Genomic DNA, 19580 nt, shown 5'->3' with positions numbered 1-19580 from the left:
ATTTATGTCCTCCTTAGACAATTGGATGATGGACAGTGATTAATTTAGTTCCATCTGGGAATGTTGCTTCAATTTCAATTTCAGTAATCATACTTGCAACCCCATCCATAACATCTTCTTCATTTAAAATTGTTTTACCATAACTCATCAATTCAGCTACAGTTTTACCGTCACGAGCACCTTCTAATAATTCATCGCTAATTAATGCAAGTGCTTCTGGATGATTTAATTTAAGTCCTCGCGCTTTTCTGCGACGAGCAACTTCTGCAGCTACAACTATCATTAGTTTATCTTGTTCACGTTGTGTAAAGTGCAAAATAATCCCTTCTTTCCCGAAATAAAGTTCGCAATAAACTTGCAAATTTTATATTAGGACGATTTTTAATTTTAAACAAGTATAACGATTCCATAAATTTAAAAATTTAATTAAAATGGGCAAAACTTTTAATGATTACAGCGTGTTTACTAATATTATTTGAATTTTTTAATTAGTAAAACATTTTCATTCTTTATATCGAATTAATACACATTAATATTAAATTGTTGTATCATATTCATTGTCGAATTGGGGGAAAAGTTCATGAAATCCATTCAAATCATTTTGAAAAACATTTCACAAGTTTTATTAATTAATAATCATTACACAGGGCTTTTTATATTAATTGCATTATTTGTTGGTAATTGGAAAGTCGGAATAAGTGCATTAATTGGAAGTATCATTGCATACATACTTGCGCCATATATTAACTATTCTCAAGAAGAAATAGATAATGGATTAGCAGGTTTTAATCCTGTATTAACTGCAATAGCTTTGACATTATTTTTAAATGAAAACTGGGCAGGTATTCTAATTACATTGATGGCAACAATATTAACATTACCTGTTGGATCAGCAATAAGAGAATGGTTAAAGCCATACGGAATAGCAATGCTTACAGCACCATTTGTCATTTTGACGTGGTTTGCAGTTTCTATATCTGAACAAGTAAAAGCTGTGAAAACACCATTAAATTTATTACCAAACACCATTAAACCAGTGACAAGTAATTCTGGTCATCATTTAAATTTACTACATTCCATTTTAGATGGGTTTAGTGAAGTATTTTTAATACCTAGTGTATGGGCTGGATTATTAATACTTATTGGAATTTTAATTGGCTCAAGAAAAGCGTTTGTTTTTGCAATAGTAGGAAGTATTATTGGTTATTTAATTGTTGGTTTATTAGGTGGTAACACTGATAACATAAACCAAGGACTATTTGGATATAATTTAATTTTAACTGCAATAGCTTTAGGCTCAACATTTAAAACGTCAATTAATACATATGTTTCTGCCTTTTTAGGGTTATTACTAGCAGTACTATTAAATCTAGGTTTGAACACAATGCTTGAACCTCTTGGGTTACCTTCATTAACAATGCCATTTATATTAGCAACATGGATTATGTTATTTGCAGGCCGTCAAAATAGAGATATAGGAAGTAGAAATTAATTAAAAATTATGGGACTCACCATTAAAGTAGTGAGTCCCATAATTTTTTTATTAAGATGTTAAATAGTGTGTTGTGCGATGTTCAATTTTATGGAACACATACTCAATAACAATTGCCAATGCCCAGTAAAATATCGCTGCTACTGTATATACTGGTACAAATTGATAACCTTCATTAGCAATTTCAGTACTTATCGCCATAATTTCTGTTACTTGTACAGCAAAGGCAAGTGATGTTCCTTTTAATAACATAATAAATTGATTTTCAATATTAGGTAATGCATAGCCAAACGCTTGAGGGAAAACAATGCGTCTATAAACATTCCATTTAGATAAACCTACAGTTTGAGCAGCTTCAATTTGTTTAGGATCAACAGAAAGCAAACCGCCTTTAATAGATTCTGATAAATAGGCCGTCGCATGCAATGCAAAGGTGATTGCAGCAATCATCAATGGATGTGCCATATCTGGATTAAGTGAAGTATGAAAAATTGAGTTGAACCATAGAATAAGTGCTGGCAAACCATAATAGAAAATGAATAATTGAACTATGAGCGGTGTACTTCTGAAAAATGAATTATAAACGATTACTAATTGAGATAGTACAGGTATTCGTTGCAATCGAATAATCGCAAATACTGTACCTATAATAATACCAATCAACATAGCTATAAGTGTAATTGCAATTGTATTTGGTACACCCTTTAAAACTTCAATGAAGGTATGTAAAATGAATGACATTTGATTGCCTCCTATGCTTGATATGGTTTTTCTGAAACTTTATTAATTAATGTAAACACACCTTGAACAATCAAAGCGAGCATCCAATATATAATAGAAATAACAATATATACTTCTAACATTCCTAAACCATAATTATTGCCAATAATAAGTTGAACTTGTCCCATCATGTCTATAATTCCAATAGTAAATGCTAACGATGTATCTTTAATTAATTCTATAATCTGAGTCGTTAAATTAGGAATACTGTTACGTAAAGCTTGTGGAACGATAATATTTTTTAGTATTCTCGGATAGCTTAAACCTACTGATAATCCAGCTTCAATCTGACTATATTCAACAGATAAATAACCAGCTCGAAAGACTTCTGATAAATAAGCAGCACTATGAAGACTAAAAGCTAATATTATGAAAAATAATCTGTCAAAGTGATTAATGTTTATATGAAATAATAATAAAAATTGAGGTAATGCAAAATATACTAAAAACAATTGAAGTAGAAGAGGGGTACTTCTCATAAATGATTGGTATATTCTGACGCAAGGCGCCAATATAGGCGTTTGCTTAATACGAATCATTGTTAATAATAGTCCTAATATAATGGCAAAGATTAAAGCGCTTATAATCATTACTAGAGTAATAGGAAGTTGTTGTAATACTTGATTAAATAAATCTAACCATTGTGTGGCAGACATATTATTGCACCTACAATTGTTTCTTATGCTTATTGATATTTTCTAAATCATCAAACACATCAATATCAAAATATTTTTTAGATAATTTTTGAAGTTTACCTTCTTTTTTTAATTCTTGAGTAGCTTGATCAATATCATCATGTAATTGTTGATTATCTTTGTTATAAACGATGTGAAGCGGTTCTTTTTTAACAATGCCACCAATTTTAACATCTTCATTTACTTTTTCTTGAATCGCTTTATATGTATTCCAATTTAAAAACATTGCATCACGTCGATGATTACCAACCATTTTTAAATTATCTCCATTAGAAGGTGCTTGAATCGTATCTATATTGATAGGTTCTTTATGTGACTTGTTATATTGTTTTAATATAGAAAATAAACCACCACTTGGTGCCATTGGAGTTAATCTCTTATTAGTTAAATCGCTAAGCTGATGTATATCATGATTATTTTTATTAACTGCAAGCATAGGTAATGCATAACTGTAAGGAACATCTTGATATAAAAATTGTTTTTCGCGTTCGGGTGTTTTAAAGAACCAATTAATTCCCATATCAAATTTTTTAGAACCTATACCTACTAGGTTAGATTCTTCTTCACCAACTTCATATTTAAAATGATATTGTGGTAATTTCTTCTCTAATAATTTCATATAATCCATATCAAGTCCTACAAATTCATTCTTTTTATTAGTATATAAATATGGAGGATTTACTTCTGCCGATAACGCTACTTTGATTTCTTTTGGATGAGCTTTAGTAGCACGTTGTGATTGATCATTTGAGCATGCAGATAAAGCTATAGTAGATATAAATACGCTCATTAATACTAACCAAGGGGAGAATCGTTTCAATTTACATCTACCTCCGTTCTAATACGTTGTATAAAACGTTGGATACGGTCATTATCTTGATTATATAAAACATCACTTGGTGAACCATGTACGACTAGTTCTCCGTTATCAATAAATAAAATTTGATCAGCAATAGCTTCAGCAAAGCTAATTTCGTGAGTTACTATAACCATTGTCATTCCTTGTTGTGCAATACGTTGTATAAGATTTAATACACTTTGGATTGATTCAGGGTCTAATGCAGATGTAGGTTCATCTAATAATAGTACTTTAGGATTTAATGCAAGTGCACGTACTATACCAACACGTTGACTTTGACCTCCTGATAGTTGGATAGGGTACTTATCTTTATGTTCTAATAAATTCACCATATTTAAGTGATCTTCAGCAATATGTATCGCTTCTCTTTTTCCTTTACCTTGCCCATAAATTAAGCCCTCAGTAATATTCTCTAATACGGTTTTGTTTTTAAATAAATTATAATTTTGAAAAACCATTGCTGATTGTTGTCGAAGATGATAAATATCTTTTTTAGTATGTTGTTCAGCATTAAATTGATAATCATCAATCGTTATCGAACCTTTAGAAGGAGTTGCGAGTGCGTTGAGAGTACGAAGTAAAGTTGTTTTTCCTGAACCACTAGGTCCAATAATAGCTGTCACGGTTCCCTGTTCTTGTGAAAAATTAATATCTTTTAAAACCTGATTTGAATGATAAAAATGAGATAAATGTTCTACTTGTATCAAGGTATCAGCCTCCCAAATATATTAAAGTAAATTTATCATATTAATTCTTATCGGTAAAGTAGGAATTGTGAAATATCAGTCCTTTTATTTAATAATGTTGAGTGTTAAACTAAGGATAATTAACAAGCTATTAATACTATGATGAGGTGAAAATAATGACACAGTCATTCTTGGTGCAATCAGAGATACAACATAAATGGATAAAAAAGTTTAAAACAATAGAAGAGCAGTTTAAATCGTATGCGGAGCAAAATGATATTGCCTCACGCTTTCCATTTGAAAATATAGAGTGGTTAATTAATGAAGGATATACTTTATTAACATTACCAAAAGCATACGGCGGTGAAGGCGCTACGATTGAAGATATGGTTATTTTGCAAACTTATTTAGCAGAAATAGATGGCGCAACTGCCTTATCAATAGGTTGGCATTTAAGTGTAGTGGGTCAATTATTTGAACAACAATTGTGGGAACCTGAATTATTAGAAGAATTTGCCGAAGCAGTGAAAAAAGGCGCACTCGTTAATCGTGCAGTAAGTGAAGCTGAAACTGGTAGCCCTACACGCGGAGGACGTCCGGCAACTCATGCAGTAAGAGAAAAAGACGGCTATATTTTAAATGGTGTCAAAACATTTACTTCAATGAGTAAGGCATTAACACACTTTATTGTAGGAGCATATGTAGAAGAATTAGATCAAGTAGGATTCTTTTTAGTTCCAAGAAATGTTGAAGGCGTGGACATCGCCGATAATTGGAACATGATTGGTATGCGTGCTACTGAAAGTCATGATTTAGTGTTAAATAATGTAAAAATTCCTCATAAATATTTTGTTGAACAGAAACGTAAACCTGGAGCAAATGGTTGGATTTTGCATATTCCTAGTGTCTATTTAGGAATCGCACAAGCAGCTAGAAATTACGCAGTAGATTTCACTAAAACGTATAGTCCGAATAGTATAGAAGGAACTATTGCAGAATTACCTACAGTTCAACAAAATTTAGGTAAAATGGAATCTCTATTATTATCGGCAAGACATTTTTTATGGAGTACTGCCCACGGTTATCAATTATATGAGAAAGACACAGAAATTTGGAATGAGACTTCTGCAAGTAAAGTACTTGTATTAAATCAAGGATTGGAAGTTGTAGATTTAGCAATGAGAATTGTAGGAGCAAAAAGTCTTGAGATGGAAAGACCATTACAAAGATATTATCGAGATATGCGCGCAGGTCTTCATAATCCTCCGATGGAAGATATGGCATATACTAATATTGCAAAAAGCATTACAGGATTAATATAGTAATAAGTTACTTTATTGAAATAAATTTATTAAAATTTAAAAAAACTGGTGAAATTGCTTATTGTAAAAATATATGTAAAGTTGTATAATTTTAATGAAATTGATAATCGTTTTCAATGGGAGGAAAAAATGAAGAAATTATTATTACCTTTAATAGCACTAGTGTTAGTTTTAGCTGCATGTGGTAACAACTCAGACGATAGTTCAAAGAATTCTGAGAAGAAATCTTACAAAACGGATGATGGGAAAACAATAAAAGTTCCTAAGGATCCAAAAAGAATTGCTGTTGTAGCTCCATCATATGCTGGTGGCGTGAAAAAATTAGGTGGAAATGTAGTAGCAGTAAGTAATCAAGTCGATCAAAGTGATATTTTGAAAGACAAATTTAAAGGTGTAACTAAAGTTGGAGACGATGATGTCGAAAAAGTTGCAAAAGAAAAACCAGATTTAATTATTGTCTTAGATCAAAATAAAAACATTAAAAAATATAAAAAAATCGCAGCAACTGTACCATTTAACTATGCGAAACATAGTTACTTAGAACAACAAGAAGAACTAGGTAAATTACTAGGTAAAGAAGATGCAGTTAAAAAATGGGAAAAAGAATGGAAAGATCAAACTTCTAAAGACGGCAAAGAGATTAAAGATAAAATTGGTAAAGATAAAACTGTAACTATCTTTGATGAATTTGATAAAAAATTATACACTTACGGCGACCATTGGGGCCGTGGCGGAGAAATTTTATATCAAGCATTCGGTCTTAAAATGCCAAAATCAGTTGATGATTTAACTAAAAAAGCTGGATTTGCTGAAGTTAAACAAGAAAAAGTTGATCAATACGCTGGCGATTACATTGTATCTACAAGTGAAGGTAAAGCAACACCTGCATATGAAAAAACAAATATGTGGAAAAACTTACCTGCAGTTAAAAATGGTAATGTGATTAAAGTTAAAGCAGAAACATACTGGTATAATGATCCATATAGCTTAGACTTCATGCGTAAAGATTTGAAGAAAAAATTAATGGATACTAAATAAAAAGATAATAAAAAAACGATATCAATAACTTAGAAGTTGAGACGCAAATTGTGTCTCAACTTCTTTTATGTAGTAGTAAATTATGAATTTTGTTTGTGATTTCGATATAATTACATATAAATTGAAAGAAATAAAATAATAAAAAGGAGAAAAACAATGAAAAAAGTTTATTTTAATCATGATGGTGGCGTTGATGATCTTATATCTTTATTCTTACTTTTACAAATGGAAGAAATAGAACTTGTAGGTGTAAGCACGATTGGAGCAGATTGCTATTTAGAACCATCTTTAAGTGCGTCTATCAAGGTTATCAATCGCTTTTCCAATCAAAAACTTGATGTTGCACCATCATTTGAAAGAGGGAAAAATCCATTTCCTAAGGATTGGAGAATGCATGCATTTTTCATGGACGCGTTACCAATTTTAAATGAAAAAGTTACTTTAACAAATTCAAAAGAAAATCATCTTGAGGCTTATGAAGATATCATTAACATTCTTCAAAATACTGAAGAAAAAATTACATTGTTATTTACTGGTCCTTTAACTGACTTAGCTAAAGCATTAAAAATACAACCAACTATAGTGAACAAAGTAGATAAATTAGTTTGGATGGGAGGAACATTTTTAGAAAAAGGTAATGTTGAAGAACCAGAGCATGACGGCACGGCAGAATGGAATGCGTTTTGGGATCCAGAAGCGGTGAAAACAGTATTTGATAGTGATATCAAGATAGATATGGTAGCTTTAGAAAGCACCAATCAAGTTCCTTTAACTTTAGAAGTGAGACAACGTTGGGCAGATGAACGTCATTATACAGGTATTGATTTCTTAGGTGTTAGTTATGCAGCTGTACCACCATTAACACATTTTATAACAAATTCGACTTACTTTTTATGGGATGTGTTAACAACAGCTTATGTAGGTAATCCTAAATTAACTAAATCAGTTAAATTGAATGTAGATGTTATAGCACATGGTCCAAGTCAAGGTAGAACATTTAAATGTAATGATGGCCGAGAGGTTAATGTGATTAATTATGTAGAGCGAAATAATTTCTTTAATTATATAAGTGATTTAGCAAAACGTGTCAACTAATGTAAACTTTTTATTCCATTAAGTTTACATTAATGGTATAATCATTCTCATGTAAGGAGGATGAAATGATGAGTACAAAAGAATTAGTATTTACAGCTTTGATGGCAGCCATCATTTGTATTTTAGGTTTGGTACCACCAGTACCTTTACCAATTATGCCAGTACCAATTGTATTGCAAAATATAGGGATATTTTTAGCAGGAATAATGTTAGGAAGAAAGTTAGGAACTTTAAGTGTTGTTGTATTTTTACTGTTAGCTGCAGTAGGACTACCAGTGTTATCAGGTGGTAGAGGGGGTATCGGCGTTTTCGCAGGTCCTTCAGCAGGATTTTTATTCTTATATCCAGTTGTAGCTTTCTTTATCGGATGGATAAGAGACAAATATTTACATAAAGTAAACTTTATAATGCTATTAGTTGCTACTATTATCATTGGTGTACTTGGATTAGATATACTAGGTACCATTATAATGGGATTCATTATAAATATACCTATTTCTAAATCCATCGTATTATCATTAACTTTTATGCCTGGGGATATAGTTAAAGCAATTATTGCAAGCTTAATAGGAGCGACTTTACTTAATCACTCTCGATTCAAACAGTTGATAAAATAAAATCAGTGTAAGACAATGTTTCATATATAGAATCATAACAATTCTAATTATCTGCTGAGATGGGGTAATATTTATGAAGCATTTGACGATGTCTGATATATATTTGGAAGGTAATATTTTTTTAGAAGATTCAATGAAGACCGTTTATTTAACACCATCAGATGCACTTCAATTTGCCAACAATACTTGGTTATATCATCAGTGCCCATCTCAAGTTCAATGGTTGAAAGATATTGAAACCCAAAAGGAAATGCATGTTGCACAAGGTTCCAATCACTTATCTTTTTACTTTCCTGAGAACGATCAACTTAATGAACAGTGGTTTGAACTGTTTAAAGAATTAGGATTTGAACTTGGTGTATTAGAATTCTATATCATTGAAGCAAATGACTTAGCCCAATTAAGTAGAAATCAAGATGTAAGATTAATCAAAGTAAATCGTACTAACTTAAATGATTATCTTGATATTTTCTATCAATTTTCATTACCATATGGCAAAAAATATGCTAAAAAAAATGTTGAAAAGATTAGACAAAACTTTGATAACATGAAAGCAACGCCTATGATTGGATATTTAGAAAATAAGCCAGTAGGTATTGTCGATGTGATAGAAAATAAAAACTCTGTAGAAATAGATGGATTTGGCGTACTTGAAAATTACCAAAGAAATGGTATCGGTCGTACAATGCAATCGTATATAGGGGAATTAGCAGGGCAACGCCCAGTTATTTTAGTTGCAGATGGTGAAGATACAGTTAAAGATATGTATTTGAAACAGGGTTATGTATATAGAAGTTTTAGATATCAAATATTAAAAGAAAATATATAAAAAGAGCTGCTGTTGATTTCAAACACTAATTGAAATCAACAGCAGCTTTTATACGTTCTGGATGGCTATATATATTAAAGTTACCGTCTCTAATAAATCCAACAGCAGTAATGTTTAAATCATCTGCTAATTGTACAGCTAATGTCGTTGGTGCTGATTTAGATAAAATAACGCCTACGCCAATTTTGGCAGCTTTAATTAAAATTTCCGAGGAAATACGACCACTAAATATTAAAATTTTATTTCTTACAGGAATATTATTTTGTATACAAAATCCAAATAATTTATCTAGCGCGTTATGACGACCAATATCTTGACGATGTTCAAAGAAGTTATCACCATCGCTAATAGCCGCATTGTGCAATCCGCCTGTCTGCTTAAATATTGTACTGGCAGTTTGTAAGCGAGTCATCATATTTAAAACTTGCTGAGGAGTAATAGTGATATTAGATAAGGATGTTTTAGCAGTAGCAGCATCGTTATGAAAATAAAATTCACGACTTTTACCACAACATGATGCAATCATTCGTTTACTAGAGTATTCGAATCGATCATTTAGCGATTTTGTTAGTTCAACATGGGCAAACCCTCTACTATCATCTATTTGTAATGATTTTAGTTCTGCTTTTTTTAATAATGCACCTTCTGATGCTAAGAACCCCAATACTAATTCTTCCATATTAGTAGGACTACAAATAACAGTTGCAAACTCTTCACCATTGACCATGATAGTTAATGGGAATTCTGTTACATAAGTATCTACAGTATCCTTTAATTCACCATTTTCAAATCTAATAATGTGCTGATTGGATGAAACATCTTTATTCATTTTGTAACTCCTTTATATCACTATAAATTCTATATTAGTGCGTTTTTCACAAAATATAAATAAATTTGCTTTGATAGTTATTTCAATTTAAAAAATTAAAGTATATAATCTACATATAGATATTAACTTCAAATAAAATATAAATCTATTAAATTCGAAGTGTAATGTACTTTAAGGAGGAATTTTTGTGAAGATTAAAAGTTTATTTGTGATTTTGTTAATGGGACTTTTGGTTCTAGCCGGATGTTCGAATTCATCATCGGATAATGGAAAGAAAAGTGAAAAATCTGACAGTAAAGATAAGAAACAAGAATTACAAATTTCAGCAGCAGCAAGTTTAACAGATGTTAGTAAAGAATTGAAAAAAGAATTTGAAAAAGATCATAAAGATGCTAAAGTTGATTTCAACTATGGTGGTTCAGGTGCTTTAAGACAACAAGTTGAATCAGGTGCACCAGTAGACGTTATTATGTCAGCTAAGACAAAAGATGTTGATATCTTAAAAGATAAAAAGAAAGCGCATGATACATATAATTATGCCAAAAATAAATTAGTACTTATAGGCGACAAAGATAAAAATTATAAATCTGTTAAAGATTTAAAAGATAATGAAAAATTAGCTTTAGGTCAAATCAAAACAGTACCTGCAGGTAAATATGGTAAACAATACTTACAAGAAAATAATTTGTGGGATGCAACAAAAGACAAAGTAGTTTACGCAAAAGACGTTAAACAAGTATTAAACTATGTACAAAAAGGTAACGCACAACAAGGATTTGTTTATAAAACAGATTTATATAAAAATAAAAAGAAAATTGATTCAGTAAAAGAAATTAAAGAAGTAAAATTATCAAAACCAATTACTTATGAAGCAGGAGCGACTTCTGATAAAAAATCAGCTAAAGAATGGATGGAATTCTTAAAATCAGACAAAGCTAAACAAATCATCAAAGATTATCAGTTCTCAGCATAAGGGTTGTTTTTAATGCCTGACTTAACTGCATTTTGGCTATCGATTCGAGTAGCAACTTTGAGTACATTGATTGTAATGGTACTTGGAATTATTGTATCAAGATGGTTATATCATCGTAAGAAACGATGGGTTAAAATCATTGAAAGTTTTATATTATTACCTATTGTTCTTCCGCCCACAGTAATGGGGTTCATATTATTAATTATATTTTCACCACGAGGTATTGTAGGAAAATTCTTCAGTAATATATTGCATTTACCAGTAGTATTTACATTGACTGGGGCTGTTATTGCATCTGTTATTGTTAGTTTTCCACTGATGTATCAACATACAATTCAAGGTTTTAATAGCATTGATAAACGTATGTTGGATACTGCTAGAACAATGGGAGCAAGTGAAGGAAAGATTTTCTATAGAATAGTATTACCTTTATCTAAACGTTATATATTATCAGGAATTATGATGAGTTTCGCTAGAGCTATCGGTGAATTCGGAGCAACTTTAATGGTTGCCGGCTATATTCCTAATAAAACAAATACTCTACCACTAGAAATTTATTTCTTAGTTGTTGAAGGAAAAGAAAATCAAGCTTGGTTGTGGGTGTTAGTTCTAGTAGCATTCTCTATTGTTGTTATTATGACAATCAATTTATTAAATTATGATAAGTTTAGGGAGCGTGATTAAATGTTGAATATTGATATTACACATCAAATTAATCAACGTCCAATTCATATTCACATTGAAGATCAGGTTCCCAAAATATATGCAATCCAAGGACCGTCTGGAATAGGCAAAACGACTATATTAAATATGATAGCCGGTTTAAAAAAACCAGATGATGGAATGATTCAAATTAATGATCGTGTACTAACCGAAACTGAAAAGCATATTGATATAAAAATTCAACAAAGACAAATTGGTTATTTATTTCAAGATTATCAATTGTTTCCGCATCTCACAGTGAAACAGAATATTACATTTATGACATCTTCATCGGAGCATATTGATAATTTATTAGAAACACTAAATATAAAACATTTAATGAATCATTACCCAATCACCTTATCAGGTGGGGAAGCACAACGTGTTGCTTTAGCAAGAGCTTTAAGTATAAAACCAGATTTAATACTACTCGATGAACCATTTTCTAGTTTAGACGATCAGACTAAACGTGAAAGCATAGCCTTAGTTCGAAAGATTTTTAATGAGTGGCAAATTCCTATTATATTTGTTACACATTCGAATGAAGAAGCCAAAGAACTTGCAGACGAAATGATTATGATTTCTTAACCATAATAAAACTTTAATTATTAATCAAAATTAATGAGAGTCAATTTTAATAAGTTCCTATCAGAGTAAACATTGAAAAATGAGAACTTTGATAGGAACTTTTTATGTTGAGGTTTTGTCACTTTGATACACAAGATTTATAATAGAGATAACATATTTCAAGGGAGATTCAAAAATGAATCAGGAAATGAATCAGGATAGATATTCAAGACAAATGTTATATAAACATATAGGTGTTGAAGGTCAACGCAGTATTAGTCAAAAACATGTGATGATTGTTGGTATGGGTGCTTTAGGCACACATGTTTCAGAAGGCTTAGTAAGAGCCGGCATACAACAACTTACGATTGTTGACAGAGATTATATTGAATATAGTAATTTGCAACGGCAAACTTTATTTACTGAGCAAGATGCACTTGATATGCTGCCTAAAGTCATTGCTGCCAAGAAACATCTGCAATCAATTCGACAAGATGTGACAATCAATGCATTAGTCTCACATGTAGATACTTACTTTTTAGATAAACATACATCTGGAATTGATTTAATCATTGATGCAACTGATAATTTTGATACAAGACAACTTATTAATGATTTTGCTTATCAAAATTCAATTCCATGGATTTATGGGGGAGTTGTACAAAGTACTTATGCTCAAACTACCTTTGTTCCAGGAAAGACACCATGTTTTAATTGCTTATTACCACATTTACCTTCAATTAATTTAACTTGCGATACTGTAGGTGTGATACAACCGGCTGTAACAATGACAACTAGTTTTCAAATCACTGATGCATTGAAAATACTCACGCATCAAGATACCGATATTAAATTAAAATATGGTGATGTGTGGGAAGGATATCATCATGCCATTGGTTTTAAAAATATGCAAAATGACTCATGTTCTACCTGCGGACAATCACCTACTTATCCTTATTTGAATAATAGTCAACGTCAGTACGCAACATTATGTGGCAGAGATACAGTGCAATATATTAATAAAGATATTACCCAGGAAATGCTTATATCATTTTTAAATTCTCACCATATTCAATATAAACAAAATCCATATATGATTGTATTTTCATTTAAAGGTTATAGAATCGTAGCATTTAATGGAGGTCGATTATTAATACATGGATTAACTAGTCCTAACGAAGCTACTAAACTAATCAATCAATTATTTGGGTAAACATTTAAGGAGGAGAAATCATGCATCAACATATTAAACTGGATAGAGATATTGAAGTGGCAATTTTAACTGTATCGGACACAAGAGATTATAATACTGATAAAGGTGGACAACTTATTCAAACATTATTAGAAAATGAAAATGTTAATGTGAAAGATGACTATTATAAGATTGTAAAAGACAATCAGCAAGATATTCATGAACAACTTTCTACATGGTTAAAACAGAATGATATAGATGTCATTATAACGACTGGTGGGACAGGTATAGCACAAAGAGATGTGACAATTGAGGTTGTACGTCCTTTATTAGATAAAGAAATTGAAGGATTTGGAGAAATGTTTCGTTATTTAAGTTATACAGAAGATGTAGGCACGAGAGCTATTTTATCTAGAGCAATTGCAGGTACACATCAGGATAAACTGTTATTTTCACTTCCAGGATCAACTGGTGCAGTTAAATTAGCTATGGATAAACTTATTAAGCCAGAATTAAATCATCTAGTTCATGAATTAACAAAATAATATAAAAGAGGACTGAAGTCAAAGTTTCATTGCTTCAATCCCAATTAAGTATACAGTTATTTTATTTATTATTCTGGACGCTTGTAATCGCCTGATTTACCACCAGATTTAGCAGCTAAATAAGTTTGTCCTATTGTCATTCCTTTATCAACAGCTTTCGTCATATCATATATTGTTAAAGCTGTTACCGATGCAGCAGTTAGTGCTTCCATTTCTACACCTGTTTTTCCGGTTGTTGATACAGTTGCTTTTATATGCAATTCGTATTGGTTAGATTGATAAGTATCCCATTCAAAAGCGACGTCTATACCAGTTAATGGAAGCGGATGACACATTGGTATTATTGTAGAAGTATTTTTAGCTGCCATGATGCCAGCAATTTGTGCAGTATTTAATACGTTACCTTTAGCATTAGTATTTTGAACAATTTGTTGATAAATAGTTTCGTTCACTATAATGCTGGAATAAGCGATTGCTGTTCGTTTTGTAATTTCTTTATTTGAAACATCAACCATTTTCGCATTACCCTGTTGGTTAATGTGTGTAAAATCTGACATATTAACCCTCCTTATCGATACAAGTATATCACGAAATAAATATTTTGGAGATGATCATATGACATTTGAAAAAAGAAGTCCAATTCCCGTTAAAGAAGCAATTCAACGTGTTGTAAAACAAGATATAAATTCTAGCAAAATTTCAGTTCCTTTAAATCAAAGTACTGGCCATATTTTAGCAAGTGACATTGTAGCTACTTATGATATACCAAGATTTAATAAATCACCATACGATGGATTTGCGATTAGAAGTCAAGACTCTATAGGAGCAAGTGGTGAAAATCGTGTACATTTTAAAGTGATTGATCATATTGGCGCTGGCTCCGTGTCTGATAAAAAAGTTGGTGAACATGAAGCGGTAAGAATTATGACAGGTGCACAATTACCTGAAGGAACAGATGCAGTTGTCATGTTTGAACAAACTGTACAACAAGAAGATACGTTTTCAATTAGAAAGACATTTGAACAACATGAAAATGTTTCATTGAAAGGTGAAGAAACACAGACTGGAGACCTTGTTTTGAAAGCAGGACAACAAATCAATCCAGGAGCTATAGCTGTATTAGCAACATATGGTTATACAGATATTGAAGTATGGAAGAAACCAAGTATAGCTGTTATTGCGACAGGTAGTGAGTTACTAGAAGTGGAAGATGAGCTTCAACCTGGTAAAATTAGAAACTCAAACGGTCCGATGATTAAAGCATTAGCTGAACAATTTGGATTAAAAGTAGGTACTTATCAAATTCAGCAAGATGATTTACAAAGTAGTATTGAAGTCGTTAAAAAAGCGATGAATGAACATGACATTGTTATTACTACAGGTGGCGTATCTGTCGGAGATTTTGACTACTTACCTGAAATTTATCAAGCACTACATGCAGAAGTATTATTTAATAAAGTTGCAATGAGACCTGGAAGTGTAACAACTGTTGCAGTTGCTAATAATAAATATTTATTTGGTTTGTCTGGTAATCCTTCAGCATGTTTCACAGGATTTGAATTGTTTGTAAAACCAGCAATTAATCAAATGATGAACGCTAATGCAGTTTATCCTCAAATTGTTAAAGCTACATTAATGGAAGATTTTACTAAAGCTAATCCATTTACTAGATTTATACGTGCTAAAGCTACATTTACATCTGCTGGCGCTACAGTTGTTCCATCTGGATTTAATAAATCAGGTGCAGTAGTCGCTATTGCTCATTCAAATTCAATGATTATGTTGCCAGGAGGAACACGAGGGTTTAAAAAAGGACACCTAGTAGACGTTATACTTACAGAATCATCTGCTTATGAAGAGGAATTGAATATATGATTCTTCAAATAGTCGGATTTAAAAATTCTGGAAAAACAACACTCATGATGCATGCAGTTAATAAATTAAAATCTATAGAGTTAAAAGTTGCGACAATAAAACATCATGGGCATACTGGTTCGGATATTGAGTTACAAGGACAACATGTGGATCATATGAAACACTTTGAATCAGGTGCGGACCAAAGCATTATACAAGGGCATGAATATAGACAGACTGTAACTAGAATTAATGAACAAAGCCTTTCAAAGATTATTAAAGACTCTGTTACAATTGATTATGACATCATTTTAGTTGAAGGTTTTAAGGATGAAAAATATGAAAAAATCATAGTTTATAACAGTGAATCACAATTGCAAAAGCTAAATCATTTAAACAATGTATGTTATAAGATAAAATTAAATGAACCTAATGCTTATCAATTATTTGATGAATGGTTAATAAATAAAGTGACACATAAGGATTGAGTGTAATGAAACAATTTGAAATCGTTAAAGAACCAATTCAAATAGAGCCATATCGTGCATTTACACTAAACGAACATCAAGGTGCAATGGTGACGTTCACTGGACATGTTCGTGAATGGACTAAAGGAGTAAAAACTGAGTATTTAGAATATGAAGCTTATATTCCAATGGCTGAAAAGAAAATGGCTCAAATAGGTCAAGAAATAGAACAAAAATGGCCAGGTACTATAACAACTATAGTACACAGAATTGGTCCTCTTGAGATATCAGATATAGCTGTCTTAATTGTAGTATCGTCTCATCATCGTAAAAATGCATATCGTGCGAATGAATATGCCATAGAACGAATTAAAGAAATAGTACCAATATGGAAAAAAGAGATATGGGAAGATGGTGCTGAATGGCAAGGCCATCAAAAAGGCGACTATGATGAAGCTAATGGGAGGAAATAAATTGGAAGTACTTTACTTTGCAGAATTAAAAGATATAGCTAATCAACAGTCAGAAACAATAGATGTTTCAGATCCTTTAACTGTAGAAGCGTTTAAAGTGATGATTGTTGAACATTATCCAGAAATGGAACATAAGCAATTTCAAATTGCAGTTAATGAAGAATTCGTTAAATTAACTGATAAGATTGAACCTGGTGATACTGTAGCACTCATTCCACCAGTGAGTGGAGGATAAATAAATGAAAGCAATTATACTCGCTGGAGGCCAATCAAGTCGATTTGGGCGTCCCAAAGCATTTGCTTCAGTTGACGGACAAATGTTTTATCAGCGAATAGTGAATGTACTTAAATCAACAAATATGTTTAATGACATTATTATTAGTACGAATAGTCAACTTAAAAATGAATTTAAATATCAAAATATAGTTGTAGATAAAGACAATTATAAAGGAAAAGGACCGCTAGCAGGCATATTGTCAGTGATGGAACAATACCCGGATAAAGAATTGTTTTTCGTAGTGTCAGTTGATACTCCGATGATAAACGAAAAAGCCATAAATCAACTATATCAATTTATGATGTCTCATCTTATTGAAGATCAAATAGATATAGCAACGGTTAAGTCAAATGGATATATGATTCCGACGATTGGTTTTTATAGTCCTAAAACGAAAAATGTAATTGAACAAATTTTGAATTCTGATGATTATAGTTTTAAGAAACTGTATGAAGAAATGAATGTAGATTGGATTAATGTAGAAGACATCGATGCACCGTCATATTGGTATTATAATATCAACTCTCAACAAGATTTGGACACTTTAAAACAACAGTTAGATCAATAAGGAGGGTCCATTATGGTGGAGCAAATTAAAGATAAACTTGGTCGCCCGATAAGAGACTTAAGATTATCAGTCACAGATAGATGTAATTTCAGATGTGATTATTGCATGCCAAAAGAAATATTTGGCGATGATTTTGTCTTTTTACCTAAAGATGAATTATTGTCTTTTGATGAAATGGTCAGAATTGCTAGATTGTATGCTCATTTAGGAGTTAAAAAGATAAGAATAACAGGTGGGGAACCATTATTAAGAAGAAATCTTTACCAACTCATTGAGCAACTGAATCAAATAGAAGGCATTGAAGATATAGGTATGACTACTAATGGATTACTTTTAAAAAAACATGGTCAAAATTTATATAATGCAGGCCTTAGACGTATTAACGTGAGTTTAGATGCTATTGACGATGAAGTCTTTCAAGCAATTAATAATAGAAATATTAAAGCTTCTACAATATTAGAACAGATTGATTATGCGATTTCGATTGGTTTACAAGTTAAAGTGAATGTCGTTATTCAAAAAGGCGTGAATGATGATCAAATCATACCTATGATTGAATATTTTAAAGATAAAGCTATTGAAATAAGATTTATTGAATTTATGGATGTCGGTAATGACAATGGCTGGGACTTTAGCAAAGTAGTGAGTAAAGATGAAATGTTAAATATGGTTGAACAACATTTTGAAGTTGAGCCTGTAGAACCTAAATATTTTGGAGAGGTAGCTAAATACTATCGTCACAAAGATAATCAAGTGAAGTTTGGACTTATAACTAGTGTATCTCAATCATTTTGTTCAACATGTACGAGAGCCCGTTTATCCTCAGATGGTAAATTTTACGGATGTTTATTTGCAGATGTAGAAGGATTTGATGTTAAGAACTTTATGCGCTCTGGTGCAACAGATGAGGAATTATTAGAGCAATTTAAAGCACTTTGGCACATTAGAGATGATCGATATTCAGATGAACGAACAGAACAAACAGTAAAAAATAGAAAACGTAATAAGATTAATATGAATTATATTGGTGGATAGTATTAAATTTTAATTTAAATAAGTAGAAAAATAGAGTCATATTTATACAATCATAAAATCTTTTATAGATTATATGTGTCTCGTCATTTCAATACAATAACTTTTATATACTTTTCACTATTAAACATGTACTTTAAAATGTTGAATTTCTAAACAAAATTTAGACTTAAATTTAATATTTGTAATAGATAAAATGCTTACTATGTTATATAATAAAGTTAAGCAATTTAATTGTACAATACAAACATAACATCTAAGAATCAACATAGGAGGCATTTTAATATGAATAATAAAGTACAAGGGTTTATTGCATCTGAAAGAGAACTAAGTCAACTTAAGCACTGGTTAAAAACATCTTATCGCACTTCAATTGAAGAATTTGTCGTTTTATACAAAGTCTTTGAAGGTGAGAAGATTAGTGGTAAAGAATTAAGAGATACGTTACATTTTGAAATGTTATGGGACACAAGTAAAATTGATGTGATTATCCGTAAGATTTATAAAAAAGAACTTATTTCAAAATTACGTTCAGAAACAGATGAGCGACAAGTTTACTACTTCTTTAACGCAAAGCAAAAGAAATTAATGGATAAAATGATAAACGAAATCGAAGCAATTAGTATTGCAAACTAAATATATAAAATAAAAGCTAGAGACATCATCTTTAATGTGATGTCTCTAGCTT

Annotated in this window: 25 protein-coding genes; 18 read left to right on the top strand and 7 right to left on the bottom strand. The window is 31.2% G+C overall.

The window, feature by feature from the left end:
* Nucleotides 1–13: 13 nt before the first annotated feature.
* A complete protein-coding gene (locus LFT63_RS06400; RefSeq protein WP_017638559.1) occupies nucleotides 14–316 on the bottom strand; it encodes an urease subunit gamma in 303 nt (100 codons plus the stop codon).
* A gap of 264 nt (nucleotides 317–580) precedes the next feature.
* Here LFT63_RS06400 and yut point away from each other — a divergent pair, with 264 nt between their 5' ends.
* Nucleotides 581–1492 (top strand): urea transporter, encoded by a 912-nt coding sequence (yut, locus tag LFT63_RS06395; RefSeq protein ID WP_029055840.1) that lies wholly within the window; start codon nucleotides 581–583, stop codon nucleotides 1490–1492.
* A 51-nt stretch (nucleotides 1493–1543) separates the two neighbouring features.
* On the opposite strand, the gene LFT63_RS06390 is transcribed toward yut, so the two are convergent.
* Genes LFT63_RS06390 through LFT63_RS06375 form a run of 4 tightly spaced genes read right to left on the bottom strand, consistent with a single transcriptional unit; the run spans nucleotide 1544 to nucleotide 4533 of the window.
* Complete coding sequence (locus LFT63_RS06390; RefSeq protein WP_029055841.1) at nucleotides 1544–2233, bottom strand: amino acid ABC transporter permease; 690 nt, start codon at nucleotides 2231–2233, stop codon at nucleotides 1544–1546.
* Nucleotides 2234–2244: 11 nt separating this feature from the next.
* Entirely contained in the window at nucleotides 2245–2928 is a 684-nt protein-coding gene (locus tag LFT63_RS06385; protein ID WP_340768355.1) for an amino acid ABC transporter permease, read from the bottom strand.
* 10 nt (nucleotides 2929–2938) lie between these two features.
* Nucleotides 2939–3757, bottom strand: coding sequence for an amino acid ABC transporter substrate-binding protein (locus tag LFT63_RS06380; RefSeq protein WP_340768353.1), 819 nt, complete (start codon nucleotides 3755–3757; stop codon nucleotides 2939–2941).
* 26 nt (nucleotides 3758–3783) lie between these two features.
* Nucleotides 3784–4533 carry an amino acid ABC transporter ATP-binding protein gene (locus LFT63_RS06375; RefSeq protein WP_017638554.1) on the bottom strand — a complete coding sequence of 250 codons (750 nt, stop codon included), beginning with the start codon at nucleotides 4531–4533 and terminating at the stop codon, nucleotides 3784–3786.
* 155 nt (nucleotides 4534–4688) lie between these two features.
* Between LFT63_RS06375 and LFT63_RS06370 the strand changes: the two genes are divergently transcribed.
* From LFT63_RS06370 to LFT63_RS06350, 5 genes are all read left to right on the top strand, one after another.
* A complete protein-coding gene (locus LFT63_RS06370) occupies nucleotides 4689–5834 on the top strand; it encodes an acyl-CoA dehydrogenase family protein (RefSeq protein ID WP_017638553.1) in 1146 nt (381 codons plus the stop codon).
* A gap of 129 nt (nucleotides 5835–5963) precedes the next feature.
* A complete protein-coding gene (locus LFT63_RS06365) occupies nucleotides 5964–6872 on the top strand; it encodes an ABC transporter substrate-binding protein (RefSeq protein WP_029055844.1) in 909 nt (302 codons plus the stop codon).
* Between the two features lie 156 nt (nucleotides 6873–7028).
* Entirely contained in the window at nucleotides 7029–7967 is a 939-nt protein-coding gene (locus LFT63_RS06360; protein WP_340768348.1) for a nucleoside hydrolase, read from the top strand.
* A 68-nt stretch (nucleotides 7968–8035) separates the two neighbouring features.
* A complete protein-coding gene (locus LFT63_RS06355; protein ID WP_029055846.1) occupies nucleotides 8036–8584 on the top strand; it encodes a biotin transporter BioY in 549 nt (182 codons plus the stop codon).
* A gap of 73 nt (nucleotides 8585–8657) precedes the next feature.
* Nucleotides 8658–9413 carry a GNAT family N-acetyltransferase gene (locus LFT63_RS06350; RefSeq protein ID WP_017638549.1) on the top strand — a complete coding sequence of 252 codons (756 nt, stop codon included), beginning with the start codon at nucleotides 8658–8660 and terminating at the stop codon, nucleotides 9411–9413.
* 25 nt (nucleotides 9414–9438) lie between these two features.
* Here LFT63_RS06350 and fdhD read toward each other — a convergent pair whose 3' ends face one another.
* Nucleotides 9439–10242, bottom strand: coding sequence for a formate dehydrogenase accessory sulfurtransferase FdhD (gene fdhD, locus LFT63_RS06345; protein WP_029055847.1), 804 nt, complete (start codon nucleotides 10240–10242; stop codon nucleotides 9439–9441).
* Nucleotides 10243–10429: 187 nt separating this feature from the next.
* On the opposite strand from fdhD, the gene modA reads away from it, so the two are divergent.
* The 5 genes from modA (at nucleotide 10430) to LFT63_RS06320 (ending at nucleotide 14221) form a co-directional block, all read left to right on the top strand.
* Nucleotides 10430–11215: a molybdate ABC transporter substrate-binding protein gene (gene modA / locus LFT63_RS06340; protein WP_340768342.1), complete on the top strand. Its 786-nt coding sequence runs from the start codon at nucleotides 10430–10432 to the stop codon at nucleotides 11213–11215.
* A 12-nt stretch (nucleotides 11216–11227) separates the two neighbouring features.
* A complete protein-coding gene (modB, locus tag LFT63_RS06335; RefSeq protein ID WP_017638546.1) occupies nucleotides 11228–11899 on the top strand; it encodes a molybdate ABC transporter permease subunit in 672 nt (223 codons plus the stop codon).
* Nucleotides 11900–12505 carry an ATP-binding cassette domain-containing protein gene (locus LFT63_RS06330; protein ID WP_017638545.1) on the top strand — a complete coding sequence of 202 codons (606 nt, stop codon included), beginning with the start codon at nucleotides 11900–11902 and terminating at the stop codon, nucleotides 12503–12505.
* A 187-nt stretch (nucleotides 12506–12692) separates the two neighbouring features.
* The gene (locus tag LFT63_RS06325; RefSeq protein WP_029055848.1) at nucleotides 12693–13697 is read left to right on the top strand and encodes a ThiF family adenylyltransferase; all 1005 of its coding nucleotides are present in this window, start codon (nucleotides 12693–12695) and stop codon (nucleotides 13695–13697) included.
* A gap of 20 nt (nucleotides 13698–13717) precedes the next feature.
* A complete protein-coding gene (locus LFT63_RS06320) occupies nucleotides 13718–14221 on the top strand; it encodes a MogA/MoaB family molybdenum cofactor biosynthesis protein (RefSeq protein ID WP_017638543.1) in 504 nt (167 codons plus the stop codon).
* 68 nt (nucleotides 14222–14289) lie between these two features.
* On the opposite strand, the gene moaC is transcribed toward LFT63_RS06320, so the two are convergent.
* Nucleotides 14290–14778, bottom strand: coding sequence for a cyclic pyranopterin monophosphate synthase MoaC (moaC, locus tag LFT63_RS06315; protein WP_017638542.1), 489 nt, complete (start codon nucleotides 14776–14778; stop codon nucleotides 14290–14292).
* A gap of 58 nt (nucleotides 14779–14836) precedes the next feature.
* Between moaC and LFT63_RS06310 the strand changes: the two genes are divergently transcribed.
* From LFT63_RS06310 to LFT63_RS06280, 7 genes are all read left to right on the top strand, one after another.
* Nucleotides 14837–16096: a molybdopterin molybdotransferase MoeA gene (locus LFT63_RS06310; protein WP_029055849.1), complete on the top strand. Its 1260-nt coding sequence runs from the start codon at nucleotides 14837–14839 to the stop codon at nucleotides 16094–16096.
* Nucleotides 16093–16563 (top strand): molybdopterin-guanine dinucleotide biosynthesis protein B, encoded by a 471-nt coding sequence (gene mobB / locus LFT63_RS06305; RefSeq protein ID WP_029055850.1) that lies wholly within the window; start codon nucleotides 16093–16095, stop codon nucleotides 16561–16563. The genes LFT63_RS06310 and mobB overlap by 4 nt, the downstream gene beginning before the upstream one ends.
* Before the next feature lie 5 nt (nucleotides 16564–16568).
* Nucleotides 16569–17015 carry a molybdenum cofactor biosynthesis protein MoaE gene (locus LFT63_RS06300; protein ID WP_340768337.1) on the top strand — a complete coding sequence of 149 codons (447 nt, stop codon included), beginning with the start codon at nucleotides 16569–16571 and terminating at the stop codon, nucleotides 17013–17015.
* A 1-nt stretch (nucleotide 17016) separates the two neighbouring features.
* Complete coding sequence (gene moaD / locus LFT63_RS06295) at nucleotides 17017–17250, top strand: molybdopterin converting factor subunit 1 (RefSeq protein WP_029055851.1); 234 nt, start codon at nucleotides 17017–17019, stop codon at nucleotides 17248–17250.
* A gap of 4 nt (nucleotides 17251–17254) precedes the next feature.
* The gene (gene mobA / locus LFT63_RS06290; RefSeq protein ID WP_340768334.1) at nucleotides 17255–17860 is read left to right on the top strand and encodes a molybdenum cofactor guanylyltransferase MobA; all 606 of its coding nucleotides are present in this window, start codon (nucleotides 17255–17257) and stop codon (nucleotides 17858–17860) included.
* Nucleotides 17861–17872: 12 nt separating this feature from the next.
* On the top strand, nucleotides 17873–18895 hold the full coding sequence (moaA, locus tag LFT63_RS06285; protein ID WP_029055853.1) for a GTP 3',8-cyclase MoaA: 1023 nt from the start codon (nucleotides 17873–17875) through the stop codon (nucleotides 18893–18895).
* 282 nt (nucleotides 18896–19177) lie between these two features.
* The gene (locus tag LFT63_RS06280) at nucleotides 19178–19528 is read left to right on the top strand and encodes a SarA family transcriptional regulator (RefSeq protein ID WP_017638535.1); all 351 of its coding nucleotides are present in this window, start codon (nucleotides 19178–19180) and stop codon (nucleotides 19526–19528) included.
* Nucleotides 19529–19580: the final 52 nt, after the last annotated feature.

This window comes from Staphylococcus sp. FSL H8-0121 (assembly GCF_038008425.1).
In the GTDB taxonomy this organism is placed as follows: Bacteria; Bacillota; Bacilli; order Staphylococcales; family Staphylococcaceae; genus Staphylococcus; species Staphylococcus pasteuri.
This window is presented reverse-complemented; position numbering and strand designations above follow the sequence as displayed.